This window comes from Tepidimonas alkaliphilus, assembly GCF_007556595.1.
GTDB classification, from domain to species: domain Bacteria; phylum Pseudomonadota; class Gammaproteobacteria; order Burkholderiales; family Burkholderiaceae_C; genus Tepidimonas; species Tepidimonas alkaliphila.
This window is the reverse complement of sequence record NZ_VJNB01000004.1, coordinates 22,661-39,584: the sequence shown is the minus strand read 5'-3', so window position 1 is coordinate 39,584 and position 16,924 is coordinate 22,661. Positions and strand designations below refer to the sequence as shown.

Below are 16,924 nucleotides of genomic sequence, written 5' to 3'. Positions count from 1 at the left end.
TCCTCCATGTCAGCGCAGCTTCAGCGTGGACAGCCCCACCAGGCACAGCAGCATGGTGATGATCCAGAAGCGCACCACCACCTGCGTCTCGCGCCAGCCGGACTTTTCGAAGTGGTGGTGCAGCGGCGCCATCTTCAGCAGGCGCCGTCCCTCGCCGTAGCGGCGGCGCGTGTACTTGAACCACGCCACCTGCGCCATCACCGACAGCGCCTCGGCCACGAAGATGCCCCCCATGATCGCCAGCACGATCTCCTGCCGCACGATGACGGCGATGGTGCCCAGCGCCCCGCCCAGCGCCAGGGCGCCGACGTCGCCCATGAACACCTGCGCCGGGTAGGCGTTGAACCACAGGAAGGCCAGCCCCGCCCCGGCCATGGCGGCGCAGAAGATCAGCACCTCCCCGGTGCCGGGGATGTGCGGCAGCAGCAGGTAGCGCGCGAACACCGCGTTGCCGGTGACGTAGGCGAACACCCCCAGCGCCGAGCCGACCATCACCACCGGCATGATGGCCAGGCCGTCCAGCCCGTCGGTAAGGTTGACGGCGTTGGAGCTGCCGACGATGACCAGGTAGGTCAGGATCACGAAGCCGCCGACGCCCAGCGGGTAGCTGATCTCCTTGAAGAACGGCACCATCAACCCGGCCTGCTGCGGCAGGTCGATCGCAAAGCCCGAGCGCACCCACTCCGTGAACAGGGCCCACACGCGCGCGTTGGAGCCCTCGGAGATCGCAAACACCAGGTAGAACGCCGCCAGCAGCCCCACCACCGACTGCCAGAAATATTTCTCGCGCGAGCGCATGCCTTCCGGGTCCTTGCGCACCACCTTGCGCCAGTCGTCCACCCAGCCGATGGCACCCATGGCCAGCGTGACGGCCAGCACCACCCAGACGAAGCGGTTGGTCCAGTCGAACCACAGCAGCGTCGAGACCGTGATCGCAAACAGGATCAGCACCCCGCCCATCGTCGGCGTGCCGCTCTTGCTCAGGTGCGCCTGCACGCCGTAGCTGCGGATCGGCTGGCCGATCTTGAGCTCGGTCAGGCGCCGGATGAACCAGGGGCCTGCGGCCACGCCGACCACCAGCGCCGTCATCGCCGCCATCACGGCGCGAAACGTCAAATACTGGAACACGCGCAGAAAGCCCCATTCCGGCACGCGCGCCATCAGCCATTCGGCCAACTCAGGCAGCATTCTGCCCCTCCTCCCCGACGGGGGCCGCGGCGTCCTGCAACGCCCGCGCCACCCGCTCCATGCGCATGAAGCGCGATCCTTTGATCAGCACGCTGCCGCCGCTGGTGCGCAGCGCGGGCAGCAGGTGCGGCGCCAGCGCCGCCACGTCGTCGAAATGGCGCAGCCCGGCGCCGGCCTGCGCGCCGAGCACCGCCGCGGCGCGGCCGAACCATTCGCCGGCCAGCCAGACGTGCCCGATGCCGCGCGCCTGCGCGTGGCGCAGCACCTCCTCGTGAAACGCCAGCGCCTGCGCGCCGACCTCGCCCATGTCGCCCAGCACCAGCCAGCGTGGCGCCGGCAGCTGCGCCAGCAGGTCGATGGCGGCGCGCATCGAGTCCGGGTTGGCGTTGTAGCTGTCGTCCACCAAGGTCACGGCTGCATCCCCCAAACGCAGCCGCTGCGTGCGGCAGCGTCCGGCCACCGGTTCGAACGCGGCCAGCCCGGCGCCGATCGCCGCTGGGCCGACACCCGCGGCCAGCGCACAGGCGGCCGCCGCCAGCGCATTGCGCACGTGGTGCGCGCCGGCGATGCGCAGCCGCGTCGCCACCGGCCCGGCCGGGGTGGCCAGCTCCAGCGCCCAGGCGTCGCCGTCCCAGGCGGCCCGCGCGGCGCGTACGTCGGCCTCGGCACCGCCGAACGTCAGCACGCGGCGTGCGCCGGCCCGCTCGCGCCAGAACCTGCTGTGAGCGTCGTCCGCTGGCAGCACCGCCACACCGTCGTCCGGCAGGGCCGCCAGCACCGCTGCGTGCTCGCGCGCCACCGCCTCCACGCCGGCCATGAATTCCTGATGCTCGCGCTGGGCGTTGTTGATCAGCGCCACCGTCGGCTGCGCCAGGGCAGCCAGCTGCGCCGTTTCGCCCGGGTGGTTCATGCCGAGCTCCACCACCGCCAGCCGGTGCGCCGGGCGCAGCCGCAGCAGCGTCAGTGGCACGCCGATGTCGTTGTTCAGGTTGCCCTCGGTGGCCAGCGCGGCATTGCCCGCCGCGGCGCGCAGGATCGAGGCCGTCATCTGCGTGACGGTGGTCTTGCCGTTGCTGCCGGTGACGGCGATCAGCGGCCCCTGCAGCACGCGCGCGCGCCACGCGGCGGCCAGCTGCGCCAGCGCCGCGCGGCTGTCGGGCGCCTCCACGCCCGGCAGCCCCGCGGCCTGCAGCCCCCGCTCGGCCAAGGCCCCAGCGGCGCCAGCCGCCGCGGCCTGAGGCAGGAAGTCGTGCGCGTCGAAGCGCTCGCCGCGCAGCGCGACGAACAGGTCGCCCGGCTGCAGCGTGCGGGTGTCGCTGTGCACGCGCATCGGAGCCAGCCGCGCCGCCTCGCCGACCGCGCGCGCGCCCGGCAGCGCCACAAGCAGCGCCCCCAGCCCGGTCATCGGCGCCGCGCTCATGCTTCACCCTCCCGGCGGCGGCGCAGCGCCGCGCGCGCCTGCTGCACGTCGCAGAACGGGTGGCGCACGCCGGCGATCTCCTGATACTGCTCGTGCCCCTTGCCGGCCAGCAGCACGACGTCGCGCGGCTCGGCCTGCCACACCACCCAGTCGATGGCGGCGGCGCGGTCGGGCTCCAGCACCGCGCGCGCCGGGTTGACGAGCCCCTCCACCATCTGCGCGATGATGCGGTGCGGATCCTCGCTGCGCGGGTTGTCGCTGGTCAGCACGACGCGATCGGCCCACGCCTCGGCGGCGGCAGCCATCGGGGCGCGCTTGGAGGGGTCACGGTCGCCGCCGCAGCCGAGCACGCACCACAGCCGCCCGCCGCGCGCCTGCGCCAGCGGCCGCAACGCGCGCAGCGCCTGCTCTACCGCATCCGGCGTGTGGGCGTAATCCACGATCACTTGCGGCAAGTCGTCGGCGGCGCCGTCGGCGGCGTCCCAGGCCGGCTGCATACGCCCCGGCACCGGCGTCAGCGCCGCCACGCCGGCCTCCACCGCCGGCCAGTCCAGCCCTTGCGCGCGCAGCACCGCCACCACCGCCAGCACGTTGGCGGCGTTGTGCGCCCCCAGCAGCGGCAGCGTCCAGGTGGCGCGCCCCACGCCGTCCTGCGCCACGCGCAGCCGCATGCCGCCGGGCAGCCACTCCAGCGCCGCCACCGTCAGGCGCGCCGGGTGCGTGCGCTGCAGCGCATACGTCCACAAATCGAGTGCGCCGGCCTGCGCGCGCGGCTGCAACTCCGCCGCCAGGCGCTGGCCCCACGGGTCGTCCAAGCAGACCACGGCGGCGCGCACGCCGGGCCAGTCAAACAGCCGTCGCTTGGCGGCCCAGTAGGCCTCCATCGTGCCGTGGTAGTCGAGATGATCTTGCGTCAGGTTGGTGAAGACAGCGGTGTGCAGGTGCGCGCCGTTGAGCCGCCCTTCTTCCAGCCCGATCGAGGAGGCCTCGAGCACCACCGCCTCGGCGCCCTCGGCCACGAAGGCAGCCAACGCCGCCTGCAGCGTGATGGGATCGGGCGTCGTCAGCCCGGTGGGCTTGAGCGCCGCGCCGGGCCGGCCAATGCCGAGCGTGCCGATCAGCCCGGCGTCGCGGTCGGCGGCGGCCAGCGCCTGCGCGCTCCACCAGGCGGTGGAGGTCTTGCCGTTGGTGCCGGTGACCGCCACCAGCGGCACGCGCTGGCTCGGATGATCCCAGAACGCGCTGGCCAGCGGGCCGGCGGCGGCCTTGAGATCCGCCAGCGCCGCCACCGGCGCCGCAGGCGGCCAGGCGGCTGCATCCAGCCACGGCTGCAGGCCGTCGGCCTCCACCAGCGCCGCCACCGCCCCGGCCTGCAGCGCCGCCGCAACGTAGCGGCGCGCATCGTGCGACGCCCCGGGCCAGGCGACAAACGCCTCGCCGGGCTGCACACGACGGCTGTCGGCCACGAGGCCACGCGCCCCTTGCGCGCGCAGCCATGCCAAGGCCGCGGCCAAGTCGGGCAAGCGCGGCGGCGTCATACCGGGTCCTCCTCGATCGCGTGCGCCACGATCTGCGGCTGCACGCGCACGTCCGGCGGCACGCCCAGCAGCCGCAGCGTCTGCTGCGCCACGTCGGCAAATACCGGCGCCGCCACCACCCCGCCGTAAATCGCGCCGGCGCTGGGTTCATCGACCATCACGGCGATCACCACGCGCGGCGCATCCACCGGCGCCAGCCCGACAAAAAACGCCCGGTATTTGCGTGCCGCGTAGCCGCGGCCTTCTTGCTTGCGCGCGGTGCCGGTCTTGCCGCCGACCGAATAACCCACCGTCTGCGCTTGCTGGGCGGTGCCGCCGGGGCCGGCGGCCAGCTGCAGCATCTGGCGCACCGCCAGCGCATGGCGCTCGCTGAAGACGCGCACGCCGTGCGCCGGCTCGTCCGTGCGCAGCAGCGTCAACGGCAGCAGCTCGCCGTTGCGGGCAAACACCGTGTAGGCTTGCGCCAGCTGCACCAGCGACACCGACAGGCCATAGCCGTAGCTCATGGTCGCCTGCTCAATGGGACGCCAGCTTTGGTAGTGCCGCAGCCGCCCGCCGGTGGCGCCAGGAAACGGCAGCTGCGGCTTGTGCCCGAGCCCCAGCCGTGCGTAGGTCTCCCACATGTCGCGCGCCGGCATCTGCATGGCCAGCTTGACGGTGCCGACGTTGCTGGATTTCTGGATCACTTCCGCCACCGTCAGCACGCCATACGGGTGCACGTCGGAGATGGTGAACCCCCCCATCTGCAGCCGCCCGGGCGCGGTTTGAATGGGCGTATCGGGCCGCACCAAGCCTTTTTCCAGCGCCAGCGCAGCGATGAACGGCTTCATCGTCGAGCCGGGCTCGAAGCTGTCGGTCAGCGCCCGGTTGCGCAGCTGCTCGCCGCTCAAGTTGCGGCGATTGTTGGGGTCGTAGCTCGGGTAGTTGGCCAGCGCCAGCACCTCGCCGGTGCGCGCATCCAACACCACCGCGCTGCCGCCGCGGGCCTGGTGCTGCTGCACCGCCTCCTTCAGGCGCTGATAGGCGAAATACTGCACGCGCGCGTCGATCGACAGCTGCAGATCGCGCCCGGCCACCGGCGGCACGATGTCGCGCACGTCCTCGACGATGCGGCCGAGCCGATCCTTGATCACGCGCCGTGAGCCGGGCCGCCCCACCAGCTCCTTCTCGAACGCCAGCTCCACGCCCTCCTGGCCGCGGTCCTCGACGTTGGTGAAGCCGACCACATGCGCCACCGCCTCGCCCTGCGGGTATTGGCGCTTGTATTCCTTGCGCAGGTAGATGCCGGGGATGCCCAACGCCTTGACGCGCTGGGCCTGTGGCTCGTCCAGCTGGCGGCGCAGCCAGACAAAGTTGCGCGCCTCCACATCCAAGCGGCGCTTGAGATCGGCCAGTGGCATGCCCAGCAGCTGCGCCAGCTCCGGCAAACGCGAATGATCCAGCGGCACATCCTCCGGATCGGCCCAGACGCTTTGCGCCTCCACGCTTTGCGCCAGGATCATGCCATTGCGGTCGAGAATGCGGCCGCGGCTGGCAGGCAGCTCAATCGTGCGCGCGTAGCGCACCTCGCCCTGGCGCTGAAAAAAATCGTTGCCGATGACTTGCACGTACGCGGCGCGCGCCGCCAGACCCACGAAGGCCAACGCCAACACCGCCACCACGAAGCGGCTGCGCCACACGGGGGTGGCGCTGGTCAGCAGGGGGCTGCGTCCGTAGGGAATGCTGGGGGTGGCGCGCCGCCTCACGGTGCCCCTCCCGTTGCCGCAGTGGGCAGCGTCACGTATTCGGTGATGCCCGGGTGCGCAGGGTGCATCTGCAAGCGCTCGCGGGCCAGCCGCTGCACGCGCGCCGGCGCCGCTAGCGCCCGCTGCTCCACCACCAGGCGCTCGTGCTCGGCCTGCAGGCGCGCCCCTTCGGCGCGCGCGCGCTCTTTGGCCACATAAAGCCGGCGCGACTGGTATTGCTGCTCGACCAGATGAAACGCGCTGGCCAGCAGCAGCGCCAGCAGCAACAAATTCAGCCGCATCCGCGCTCTCCTCGTTCAGCCACGGCGGGGGCGGCGGTGCGGGTGGCGCAGCGCATCACGGCGCTGCGGGCGCGCGGATTGGACGCCACCTCCGCGGCGCTGGGCCGCACGCGCGCCACCTCGGCCCAGCGCGGTGGCGGCGGCTCCAGCATCGGCAGGCGGCGATCCAAGGTCGGGCGCGCATGCGCCTGCAAAAAGCGCTTGACGCGCCGATCCTCCAACGAGTGAAAGCTGATCACCACCAGCCGACCGCCTGGGCGCAGCACGCTCAGGCTGGCGTCGAGCGCTTGTTGCAGCTCCTCAAGCTCGGCGTTGACGTGAATCCGAATAGCCTGAAATGTGCGCGTCGCAGGATCCTGGCCCGGCTCTCGGGTTTTGACCGCACCAGCCACGATTTCGGCCAGCTCGGCGGTGGTTCGAACAGGCCCCCGTGTCTGTCGGCGGCGATCAATCGCCTTTGCAATCGATGCAGCAAACCGCTCTTCGCCGTAGTCACGAATCACCTCCGTCATTTCGGCCACGCTGGCCTTGGCCAGCCACTCCGCCGCGCTGACCCCCCGCGTGGGGTCCATGCGCATGTCCAGCGGCCCGTCGTGGCGAAACGAAAAGCCGCGCGCCGCATCGTCGAGCTGCGGCGAACTGACACCAAGATCCAACAAAATGCCGTCGAGGCTGGCCGGCGGCAACGCCGCCAGCGCCGCAAAGCCCTCGTGCCGCACTGTCACGCGCGCGTCCTGCGCCGCCAGCGCCTGCGCCACCGCAACGGCCTGCGGATCCTTGTCGAACACCGTCAGGCGCCCCGCCGGTGACAGGCGCGCCAGGATCGCGCGGCTGTGGCCGCCGCGGCCAAAGGTGCCATCGACATAATGGCCGTCCGGTTGGATGCGAAGGGCTTCGACCGCTTCGTTCAACAGGACGGTGCGATGTTCGAACGTCATCGTCACCGTCGCCTCCCTTAGAACGAAAAGTCCTTGAAGGCTTCGGGCATCTCGCCGCGCATGGCCTCGGCCTCCTGCGCGGCGTAGGTGGCCGCATCCCACAGCTCGAAGTGATTGCCCATGCCCAGCAGCATGGCCTCTTTGGTCAGGCCGGCGGCGGCGCGCAGCTCCGGGGCGACCAACACCCGCCCTTGGCCGTCCATCTCCACGTCTTGCGCGTTGCCAAGGAAGATGCGCTTCCACCACTGCGCCGACATCGGCAGCTGCGCGATGCGCTGGCGAAACGCCTCCCACTCCGGGCGCGGAAAGATCATCAGACAGCCGTGCGGGTGCTTGGTGATGGTCAGCTGGCCGCCTGCCGTGGCCAGCAGCACGTCGCGATACCGGGTCGGCACCGACAGCCGACCCTTGGCATCGAGCACCAGGGATGACGCGCCTTGGAACACGGTTGCAACCCGCTGCGGGCTCCACTATTCACCACTTTTTTGCACTTCCTCCCACTGTAGCATCAAAATGGGGCCCACGGCAAGGTCGGGCAGGTATTTTTAAAGGCGAAATCAATGACTTAGGGCCGACCTGAAAGCTCAGCCGGCCCTACAAAAACGATTGGATCTCAAAGATTTGGCTCTCACACCCAAAGCTCTACATGAGCTTTGGGGCACACCTTGAAATGAGCTTTCGCTCAGAGGATGAAGCGCGACAGATCTTCGTTGCGCGCCAAGTCGCTGAGGCGCGCCTCCACATAAGCGGCATCGATGACGAGGGTCTGGCCGCTGTAGCGCGGCGCCTCGAAGCTGACCTCCTCCAGCAGCCGCTCCATCACCGTGGCCAGCCGGCGCGCGCCGATGTTTTCGGTGCGCTCGTTGACCTCCCAGGCGATGGCGGCGATGCGGCGGATGGCGTCGTCGGTGAAGACGAGCGTCACGCCCTCGGTGGCCAGCAGCGCCTGATACTGGCGCACGAGGCTGGCGTGCGTCTGCGTCAAGATCGCCTCAAAGTCCTGTACCGACAGCGGCTGCAGCTCCACCCGGATCGGAAAGCGCCCCTGCAGCTCCGGGATCAGGTCGCTGGGCTTGCTCAGGTGGAACGCCCCGCTGGCGATGAACAGGATGTGGTCGGTCTTGACCGGCCCATATTTGGTCGAGACCGTGGTGCCCTCCACCAGCGGCAGCAGGTCGCGCTGCACACCCTGGCGCGACACGTCGGCGCCGGCCACATCGCTGCGCGAGGCGACCTTGTCGATCTCGTCGATGAAGACGATGCCGTTCTGCTCGAGGTTCTGGATCGCCTCGGCGCGAATCTCCTCCTCGTTGACGAGCTTGGCCGCCTCCTCCTCGACGAGCAGCCGGCGCGCCTCGGCGATGCGCAGCTTGCGCGTCTTGCGCCGGCCCAGCTGCAGCTGGCCCAAGAGACCTTTGAGCTGCTCGGCCATCTCCTCCATACCGGGCGGGGTCATCACTTCCAGATGCGGCTGCGGCGCGGCCAGCTCGATCTCGATCTCCTTGTCGTCGAGCTGGCCCTCGCGCAGCTTCTTGCGGAACACCTGGCGCGCATGGCCGTCGCGCTCGACGTCGCCGTCGCGCGGCGGCGGCAGCAGGGCGTCCAGGATGCGCTCCTCGGCCACGTCCTCGGCGCGCGTGCGCACGCGCGCCATCGCCGCCTCGCGCGTCTGCTTGACGGCCACATCCGCTAGGTCGCGGATGATGCTGTCCACATCCTTGCCGACGTAGCCGACCTCGGTGAACTTGGTCGCCTCGACCTTGATGAAGGGGGCGTTGGCGAGCTTGGCCAGCCGGCGCGCGATCTCGGTCTTGCCGACCCCGGTCGGGCCGATCATCAGGATGTTCTTCGGCGTGATCTCGGGCCGCAGCTTCGCGTCCACCTGCTGGCGGCGCCAGCGGTTGCGCAGCGCGATGGCCACCGCACGCTTGGCGGCCTGCTGGCCGATGATGTGGGCGTCCAGCTCGGAGACAATCTCTTGCGGCGTCATCGCGGCGCTCATGCCAGCACCTCCACGGTGTGGTGTTGGTTGGTGTAGATGCACAGGTCGCCGGCGATGCGCAGCGCCTCGCGCACCACCGCCTCGGCCGGCAGCGCCGTGTGCTCGAGCAGCGCACGCGCCGCAGCCTGGGCGTAGGCGCCGCCGGAGCCGATCGCGACGATGCCGTGCTCCGGCTCCAGCACGTCGCCGTTGCCGGTGATGACAAGGCTTGCCGTGCGGTCAGCCACCGCCAGCATCGCTTCCAGCCGGCGCAGCACGCGGTCGGTGCGCCAGTCGCGCGTCAGCTCCACTGCGGCGCGCAGCAGGTGGCCCTGGTGCTTTTCCAGCTTGGCCTCGAAGCGCTCGAACAGCGTGAAGGCATCGGCCGTGGCGCCGGCAAAGCCGGCCAGCACCTGGTCGCGGTACAGGCGGCGGATCTTGCGCGCGCTGGCCTTGACGACGATGGCGCCCAGCGTGACCTGGCCGTCGCCGCCCATGGCGACCTGCGTGCGGGCCGGGTCGGCCGGATCGGGGCGACGCACGCAGACGATCGTGGTGCCGTGAAAGACGGCTGAAGAGGAAACGTCACGGTCCATGGCCGCTATTGTCGCAGCCGCACCTGCGCCACGTCATCGATGCCGATGGCATGCAGCAGCACCCCCACCAGCGGCGGCACATGATCCCAGCGCACGTGCCAGCCCCGCGCGCGCGCGGCCAGGTGCCACTGCAGCAACACGCCGGCGGCAGCAAAGTCCAGCCGCCGCAGTGCGCCGGCTTCGATCACCAGCAGCGGGGGCTGATCGCGGGCATCCGGCCGCCAGGCGGCGCAGGCAGCGTCCAGCTGCGCCAGCGTGGCGTCCAAAGGCGTGACCAACACCTGGGGTAACGTCACCCGGGCGGCCGTTGCGCGATTGGGGTCGGCCATTGGCGCCGGGGGGAAAAGGCTGTCAGACGCCCAAACCATGGGCTCGGGCCGACCGAAGCGCTGCGCCCATGCGGCCGCCGCCTGCGCGTAACCGTCGGCGTCGCCCAACCCTTGCAACAGATCCAGCCGCAACCGCCCCGCCGCGCAGGCCAGGGCCGGCGGCTGGGCGTCGGCCTCCATCGCGCTGAGCAGCTGGTGCGCAGCCTGCGCCTGCCCGTTGGCCCAGGCCACGGCAGCTTCGGTCAACGCCGGATGGCCAAGCCAATCGTCGAGCTCAGTGCCGGCCTCCTGCGGCGGCTCCACCAACTCGATCGCTGGCGGCCTGGGGTTGGCATCCGCCCCAGCACTGGGCGTGGCGCCAGCAAGTGTCGGCTGAGCCTCCATTTGCGCCTGGATGCGCTCGATTTGCTGCGCTGTTTCGGTGCGCGGCGTCGCAGGCAGCGTCCAACCCGCCGCCCAAGCGGTCGGGCTCGTCCTTGCCGTGCGGAAGGACGCTGTCGCGCTACCCCGACGCCGCGCGCGCAGCTCGGCCAGCTCAGCGTGCCACTCTTGCTCTTCGCGGCGCTTTTGCTGCCACGCGGCTTGCAACGCAGCACGCTCTGCCGCCATGCGCCGCAGCGCGCCGACGGCCGCACGCTCGCGGCGCCAACGCCGCCACAACCGCTGCCACCATTGCCGCAGGCTCATGCCAGCCACGGGGCACCCGGCCCTGGCAGCGCGGCCGGCTGGCTGCCCGGCCGCCGCCAGCGGCCATCAGTCGCCGAACAGCTTTTGCTTGAGCTCGCGGCGCTGCTGCGCTTCGATCGACAGGCTTGCCGTCGGGCGCGCCAGCAGCCGCGCCACGCCAATGGGCTCGCCGGTCTCCTCGCAATACCCGTATTCGCCGCTGTCGATGCGCGCCAACGCCTGTTCGATCTTTTTCAGCAGTTTGCGCTCGCGGTCGCGGGTGCGCAGCTCCAGCGCGTGCTCTTCTTCGATGGTGGCGCGATCCGCCGGATCAGGCACCACCACCGTGTCTTCGCGCAGGTGCTCGGTGGTCTCGCCCGCGTTGACGAGGATGCCATGCTTGAGCTGAAGCAGCTTGCGGCGGAAGTACGCCAGCTGCACGTCGTTCATGTACTCCTCGTCCGGCATCGCCAGGATGTCGGCGTCGGTGAGCTGCTCGATCGGCAGCTTTTTCCAGTTGTCGGCCCGGGCTGGATCCTTCATCAGCCCGGGCGCCGCAGCGGTGGAGGGGGTCGTCATGACGGATTCAGGAGCTTGAGAAACCGCGTGGGCCTCTTGAACGGGCGCCGACGCCGACGATTCGCGCACGTTGGCTGCGGCACGGCGCGAGCCGGCGTTGCGGCGCGCTGGCGAGGCCGCTTCGGCAGCCGCCTCAGAACGCAACGAGCGTGTCGAAACCACGATGCCTCTCCTCTGCGGTGGTGGAATGGGCAACCGGCGCACCGCGGGCTGCAGCTCGCTTTGCACGTCGGCATCCTCCCATCGGTGAATGGGCGCCGATTGTAAGGGGTGCGCGCAACAGTCAGACCAACGCTTGCTGCAAGCCTTGCGTCAAAATGTCACGCGGCAGGTCGATGCCGATGAACACCATGCGGCTCTCGCGTTTCTCGCCTGGCTTCCACACCGGGCCGAGGTCGCTGCCCATCAGCTGGTGCACACCCTGGAAGATCACCTTGCGGTCGGTGCCCTGCATGTGCAGCACGCCTTTGTAGCGCAACAACTTGGGGCCCCAAACCTGCACCACCGCGCCAAGAAAGTCCTCCAGCTTGTGCGGGTCAAACGGTCGCTCGCTCCTCCAGACGAAGCTCTTGACATCGTCGTCGTGGTGGTGATGTCGGGCCTGGCCGTGCCCATGATCATGGTCGTGGTCGTGCGCGCAGTGCCCGTGCTCGTGGTCGCAGTGACTGTGGTCGTGGGCGTCGTCACCGGCGGGCTGCAAAAAATCCGGGTCGATCTCGAGCTTGGCGTTGAGGTTGAAGCCGCGCAGATCGAACACCTTGTCCAGCGGCACCTGGCCAAAGTGCGCCGTCTCGATCGGCGCGCGCGGGTTCATGTGCTTCAAGCGGTGAACCAGCGCGTCGAGCTCGTCGGCCGGCACCAGGTCGGCCTTGCTGATAAAGATGCGGTCGGCAAAGCCCACCTGCCGGCGCGCCTCCTGCCGCTCGTCGAGCTGCCGCGCGGCATGCTTGGCGTCCACCAGCGTCACGATGGCATCCAGCAGGTAGGTCTCAGCCACCTCATCGTCCATGAAAAACGTCTGCGCCACCGGGCCAGGATCGGCCAGGCCCGTGGTCTCGATCACCACGCGATCAAACGCCAGCAGCCCCTTGCGGCGCTTTTCGGCCAACTGCGACAGCGTGCTGCGCAAGTCTTCGCGGATCGTGCAGCAAATGCAGCCGTTGCTCATCTGCACGATCTGCTCCTCGGTGTCGGCCACAAGGATGTCGGTGTCGATGTTTTCCGCGCCGAACTCGTTTTCGATCACGGCAATGCGCTGGCCATGCGCCTCGGTCAACAGCCGCTTCAGCAGGGTGGTCTTGCCCGAGCCCAAAAAACCGGTCAGGATGGTGGCAGGAATCATGCTCATGCTTTCAGTGTAGGGCAGGCGTCAAGCCCCGGCAGCGCTAGACCGCCCAGTCGTAGCTGATCGTCAGCGGCGCATGGTCGGAAAAACGCTGCGCCTTATACACCTCGGCGGCGCGCGCTGCGGCGGCCACCGCCGGCGTGGCCCAGTGCACGTCGATGCGCCAGCCCACATTCTTGGCCCACGCCTGGCCGCGGTTGCTCCACCACGTGTAGCCCTCGCCCTCAGCGTCAGGGTGCAGCCGGCGATACACATCCACCCAGCGGCCATCGGCCAACAGCCGGCTCACCCATGCGCGCTCCTCAGGCAAAAAGCCGCTGTTTTTTTGGTTGGAGCGCCAGTTCTTGAGGTCTTTTTCGGTGTGGGCGATGTTGACGTCGCCGCACAAAAGCACCTCGCGCTGCTGCGCCAAGCGCTTCAGCAGCGGCTCGATGCAATCCAAAAAACGAAACTTGGCCTGCTGGCGCTCGTCGCTTGAAGAGCCGCTCGGAAAATAGACGCTGACGATGCTGAAGCGCCGCGCGGGCGTGTCGAAGCGCAGCTCAATCCAACGCCCCTCCTCGTCCAATTCCGGCACCCCGATGCCCTGCACCACGTCGCTGGGCTGCAACGCCGTGTAGATGCCCACGCCCGCGTAGCCTTTGCGGGCGGCAAAGTGAAAATACCCAGGCCGCCCCGCCAAGGTTTGCAGCCGCCCCGCCACATCGCTGGCTTGGGCTTTGAGCTCCTGCACGCACAGCACATCGGGCGCAGCGGCGGCAACCCAGTCTTCGAGCCCCTTGGAAACCGCCGAACGCAACCCGTTGAGATTGAGCGTGGTAACGCGCAACATGGGGGCCGATGGTAACCCGGACGGCAGCGGCGTTGCTTCAAGCCGCGGAACGCGTGGCCGTATCGGGCTGTGCCGGCCGACTCCGTCGGTTTTAACACCAACAAGCAGCCATACTCGAGGCGGCAGGCAAGAGAAAGGGCTGCCGGCTCAATGCGCTGCCACCCGGTAAACGTCGCCAAGCCCGGGGCCGACTTGATGAGCCTGCAAGTCCGCGCCTTCTTGTGCGAAGAAGGGGCCAAGGCGCCGAAGCTCATGCTGAAAAATCACCCCGTCACCGCGGTCGCCCTGCACACTTGACAAAACAGATTGATATAGCAAATATCGCAAACATGACAAAAGTTGACGATCTTCCGCATCTTCTGCGCTCCATCCGCGCCAAGCTGAACCTCACCCAGGAACAGCTTGCCGCGCGCCTGGGCGTTTCCTTCGCCACCGTCAACCGCTGGGAAGGGGGCGGCAACAAGCCCCAGCGCGCGGCGCAGGAGGCCATCCTCGCGCTGGCGCGCGAGGCGGGCGTCGAGGGCGCCGAAAGCCCCCCGGCGGCCGAGGCCGCCGCGCAGGCGACCCACCGCCGCAGGGGCCGGGCGGCGGCCGCGACGCCCACGACCAAGCCCATGGAGCAGATGCTGTGGGACGCCGCCTGCTCGATCCGCGGCGAGAAGGACGCGGCCAAGTTCAAGGATTACCTGTTGCCGCTCTTGTTCCTCAAGCGCCTGTCCGACGTCTTCGATGACGAGATCGAGCGGCTTGCCGAGGAATACGGCGACCGCGCCACGGCGCTCGAGATTGCCGAGGCCGACCATTCCCTGCTGCGCTTTTACCTGCCGCCGGAAGCGCGCTGGGCAGTAATCAGCGGGCGCGAGTCGTTCGACTGGCCGCGCGACGCGCAGGGCCGCACCACCGCCCCGCGCGACATCGGAGAGCATCTGACGCGCGCCTGCCGCGCCGTGGTGCGGCACAACCCTTCCCTTGCCGGCGTGATCGACGTGGTGGACTTCGCCGCCGAAAGGAACGGCGAGCGCGACATCAACCCGGCCAAGCTGCGCGGCGTGGTGGAGACCTTCTCCGATCCGCGCTACCGCCTGGGGCTCGCCGACGTGCAGCCCGACTTCCTCGGCCGCGCTTATGAATACCTGCTCAGAAAGTTCGCTGAAGGCTCGGGCCAGAGCGCCGGCGAGTTCTTCACCCCGACCGAAGTGGGCTTTCTGATGGCGCACATCCTGCGGCCCAAGCCTGGCGAGACCTGCCACGACTACGCCTGCGGCTCGGCGGGGTTACTCATCAAGCTGCAACTGGTTGCCCGCGAGCTAGACCCCACCAGCCGCGTGCCCCTCAAACTCTCCGGCCAAGAGCTGCAGGCCGAGAGCTACGCCGTGGCGCAGATGAACGCCATCATCCACGACATGGAGGTGGAGCTCGCGCGCGGCGACACCATGATCAACCCCAAGTTCCGCAACGCCGACGGCTCCATCCGCCAGCACGACATCGTGGTCGCCAACCCGATGTGGAACCAGCCTTTTCAGCCGGATATCTTCGCCAACGACCCGTTCGACCGCTTCCGCACGGCGGGCGGCATCACCAGCGGCAAAGGGGACTGGGCCTGGCTGCAGCATACGCTCGCCTGCATGAACGACCACGGCCGTGCCGCCGTGGTGCTCGATACTGGCGCGGTCACGCGCGGCTCTGGCTCCAAGAATGAGGACAAGGAACGCACCATCCGCAAGTGGTTCGTCGAGAACGACCTCATCGACGGCGTCATCCTGCTGCCCGAAAACCTCTTTTACAACACCACGGCGGCGGGCGTGATCGTGGTGCTCTCCAAGCGCAAACCCGCCGCGCGCAAGGGCAAGATCGTCCTGCTCAACGCCACCCGCCGCTTCAGGAAAGGCCGGCCCAAGAACTACCTGCCCGAGGAGGACATCCGGCCGCTTGCGGCGATGTATCTGAAGGGCGAGCCAGTCGAGGGAGAACTGGCGGTCATCACCACCGAACAGGCGCGGGAGGCGGATTACAACCTGAGTCCAGGTAGGTGGGTGGAGTCAAACGACGAAGGCAAGCATCATGATCTTGCTCATCTAATCGGTGAGCTGGAGGCTCTCAAATCAAAAGAATCACTCCTCGAAGCTGAACTGGCGTCAGTTTTCGCAAGACTGAAATCATGAACTCCGTATGGCCAACACGCCCCCTGGGCGCTCTCGTCACCATTACGAAAGGCCGCAAGCCGCGACGGTTGGTCTATGATGCGCAAGGCGGTGCGATTCCGTATGCAACAGCCGATTTTTTTCGCAATGGCAAGGCATTGCAGTTCGTGCCAACCGACGAACTAAAAAACTGCGTCATTACGCCAAAAGGCTGTCCAGTTCTGATTTGGGACGGCTCCAACGCGGGTGAAGTGTTTGTTGGCCAGAATGCTGTCCTGGCTTCAACGATGGCCCTGATCAGACCGGAAGATTCAATTCTCGAAGAAGGCTTCTGCTACTTTTTTCTCAAAACGGCATTCAATAAGCTAAACGACGGGACAACGGGCTCGACAATTCCTCATGTAAGCAAGCTCACGCTGGCAGCGCTCCAGATTCCAGTCCCGCCATTGGCAGAACAAAAGTTGATTTCAAAGCTGCTGTTCAAGCTGGAAAGTGCGATTGCGGTTCAGCTTCGGTTGGCGGCCGTCACCGATGAACTCAAACGCGCCGCCATGCGCAAGCTGTTCACGCACGGCCTGCGTGGCGAGCCGCAGAAGGACACCGAAATCGGGCCGGTGCCGGAGAGTTGGGAAATCCGGCCTATAGGCGAGGTCTTCGAGATCGTTCAGGGCGTTTCCCTCAAGCGCAACCTCTCCGACGGGACAGACGGCATTCCTTTCCTACGTACCTCGAATGTCTACTGGGGGCACATCGACCTGTCTATCGTGAGCCGCATGCACATGCCTGCCGAAGCGATTGGAGAGCGCTGGCTTCGACAAGGTGACCTGCTCGTCTGCGAAGGTGGCGAAATCGGTCGCGCGGCAGTGTGGGAGCGCGACGAGTCTGGGATTACCTACCAGAATCATCTGCACCGGCTGCGTCCCCTGGATACTGGCACCGCGAATACGAAGTTCACAGCGGCATGGCTGGAGGTCGGCTTTTGTCACCGCAAGGTCTACGAAGGCGCAGGAAACAAGACGACGATTCCGAATCTGTCGCGCGCACGGCTTGCTGAGCTATCGATGCCGCTGCCAACAATTGAAGAGCAACGCGAGATCGTCGCCATCCTCGACGCCATCGACCGCAAGATCGAGCTGCATCGCAAGAAGAAACAGGTGCTGGAGGAGCTCTTCAAGGCCCTGCTGCACAAGCTGATGACCGGCGAGATCCGCGTGGCCGACCTTGATCTCTCGGCTCTCGATTCCTCTCACACGCCCCACGTGGCGGCTTGATAGAAAAGGAGACTTGGGCTATGATTAAGCCTTCATCCGCCCCTGGCAGTAAGCCTTCCCCCTCTTATACGGGA

At 68.0% G+C, this 16,924-nt stretch carries 15 protein-coding genes; 2 read left to right on the top strand and 13 right to left on the bottom strand.

What is annotated here, in order from left to right:
- Nucleotides 1-9: 9 nt before the first annotated feature.
- The 13 genes from mraY to Talka_RS04920 all read right to left on the bottom strand — a co-directional run bounded on the left by mraY (nt 10) and on the right by Talka_RS04920 (nt 13,438).
- Nucleotides 10-1,188 (bottom strand): phospho-N-acetylmuramoyl-pentapeptide-transferase, encoded by a 1,179-nt coding sequence (gene mraY, locus Talka_RS04980; protein ID WP_143890022.1) that lies wholly within the window; start codon nt 1,186-1,188, stop codon nt 10-12.
- Nucleotides 1,178-2,608, bottom strand: a complete 1,431-nt coding sequence (locus Talka_RS04975; RefSeq protein WP_143890021.1) for a UDP-N-acetylmuramoyl-tripeptide--D-alanyl-D-alanine ligase — start codon at nt 2,606-2,608, stop codon at nt 1,178-1,180. The genes mraY and Talka_RS04975 overlap by 11 nt, the downstream gene beginning before the upstream one ends.
- Nucleotides 2,605-4,146: a UDP-N-acetylmuramoyl-L-alanyl-D-glutamate--2,6-diaminopimelate ligase gene (locus tag Talka_RS04970; protein WP_143890020.1), complete on the bottom strand. Its 1,542-nt coding sequence runs from the start codon at nt 4,144-4,146 to the stop codon at nt 2,605-2,607. The genes Talka_RS04975 and Talka_RS04970 overlap by 4 nt, the downstream gene beginning before the upstream one ends.
- A complete protein-coding gene (locus Talka_RS04965; protein WP_143890019.1) occupies nt 4,143-5,891 on the bottom strand; it encodes a peptidoglycan D,D-transpeptidase FtsI family protein in 1,749 nt (582 codons plus the stop codon). The genes Talka_RS04970 and Talka_RS04965 overlap by 4 nt, the downstream gene beginning before the upstream one ends.
- Complete coding sequence (gene ftsL / locus Talka_RS04960) at nt 5,888-6,172, bottom strand: cell division protein FtsL (RefSeq protein ID WP_143890018.1); 285 nt, start codon at nt 6,170-6,172, stop codon at nt 5,888-5,890. Before ftsL ends, Talka_RS04965 begins: the two co-directional genes overlap by 4 nt.
- Nucleotides 6,163-7,110, bottom strand: a complete 948-nt coding sequence (rsmH, locus tag Talka_RS04955) for a 16S rRNA (cytosine(1402)-N(4))-methyltransferase RsmH (protein ID WP_425472639.1) — start codon at nt 7,108-7,110, stop codon at nt 6,163-6,165. Before rsmH ends, ftsL begins: the two co-directional genes overlap by 10 nt.
- 17 nt (nt 7,111-7,127) lie before the next feature.
- Nucleotides 7,128-7,556 (bottom strand): division/cell wall cluster transcriptional repressor MraZ, encoded by a 429-nt coding sequence (gene mraZ / locus Talka_RS04950; protein WP_143890016.1) that lies wholly within the window; start codon nt 7,554-7,556, stop codon nt 7,128-7,130.
- A 236-nt stretch (nt 7,557-7,792) separates the two neighbouring features.
- Nucleotides 7,793-9,112, bottom strand: a complete 1,320-nt coding sequence (hslU, locus tag Talka_RS04945) for an ATP-dependent protease ATPase subunit HslU (protein WP_185970061.1) — start codon at nt 9,110-9,112, stop codon at nt 7,793-7,795.
- Nucleotides 9,109-9,687 carry an ATP-dependent protease subunit HslV gene (gene hslV, locus Talka_RS04940; RefSeq protein WP_143890015.1) on the bottom strand — a complete coding sequence of 193 codons (579 nt, stop codon included), beginning with the start codon at nt 9,685-9,687 and terminating at the stop codon, nt 9,109-9,111. Before hslV ends, hslU begins: the two co-directional genes overlap by 4 nt.
- A 5-nt stretch (nt 9,688-9,692) precedes the next feature.
- A complete protein-coding gene (locus Talka_RS04935) occupies nt 9,693-10,703 on the bottom strand; it encodes an STAS domain-containing protein (protein ID WP_143890014.1) in 1,011 nt (336 codons plus the stop codon).
- Nucleotides 10,704-10,769: 66 nt separating this feature from the next.
- A complete protein-coding gene (gene dksA / locus Talka_RS04930) occupies nt 10,770-11,261 on the bottom strand; it encodes an RNA polymerase-binding protein DksA (RefSeq protein ID WP_143890013.1) in 492 nt (163 codons plus the stop codon).
- Nucleotides 11,262-11,544: 283 nt separating this feature from the next.
- Entirely contained in the window at nt 11,545-12,609 is a 1,065-nt protein-coding gene (locus Talka_RS04925; protein WP_143890012.1) for a CobW family GTP-binding protein, read from the bottom strand.
- 37 nt (nt 12,610-12,646) lie between these two features.
- Complete coding sequence (locus tag Talka_RS04920) at nt 12,647-13,438, bottom strand: exodeoxyribonuclease III (protein WP_143890011.1); 792 nt, start codon at nt 13,436-13,438, stop codon at nt 12,647-12,649.
- A gap of 329 nt (nt 13,439-13,767) precedes the next feature.
- Here Talka_RS04920 and Talka_RS04915 point away from each other — a divergent pair, with 329 nt between their 5' ends.
- On the top strand, nt 13,768-15,600 hold the full coding sequence (locus Talka_RS04915) for an N-6 DNA methylase (RefSeq protein ID WP_143890010.1): 1,833 nt from the start codon (nt 13,768-13,770) through the stop codon (nt 15,598-15,600).
- A complete protein-coding gene (locus Talka_RS04910; protein WP_143890009.1) occupies nt 15,597-16,850 on the top strand; it encodes a restriction endonuclease subunit S in 1,254 nt (417 codons plus the stop codon). Before Talka_RS04915 ends, Talka_RS04910 begins: the two co-directional genes overlap by 4 nt.
- The last annotated feature ends 74 nt before the right edge of the window (nt 16,851-16,924 follow it).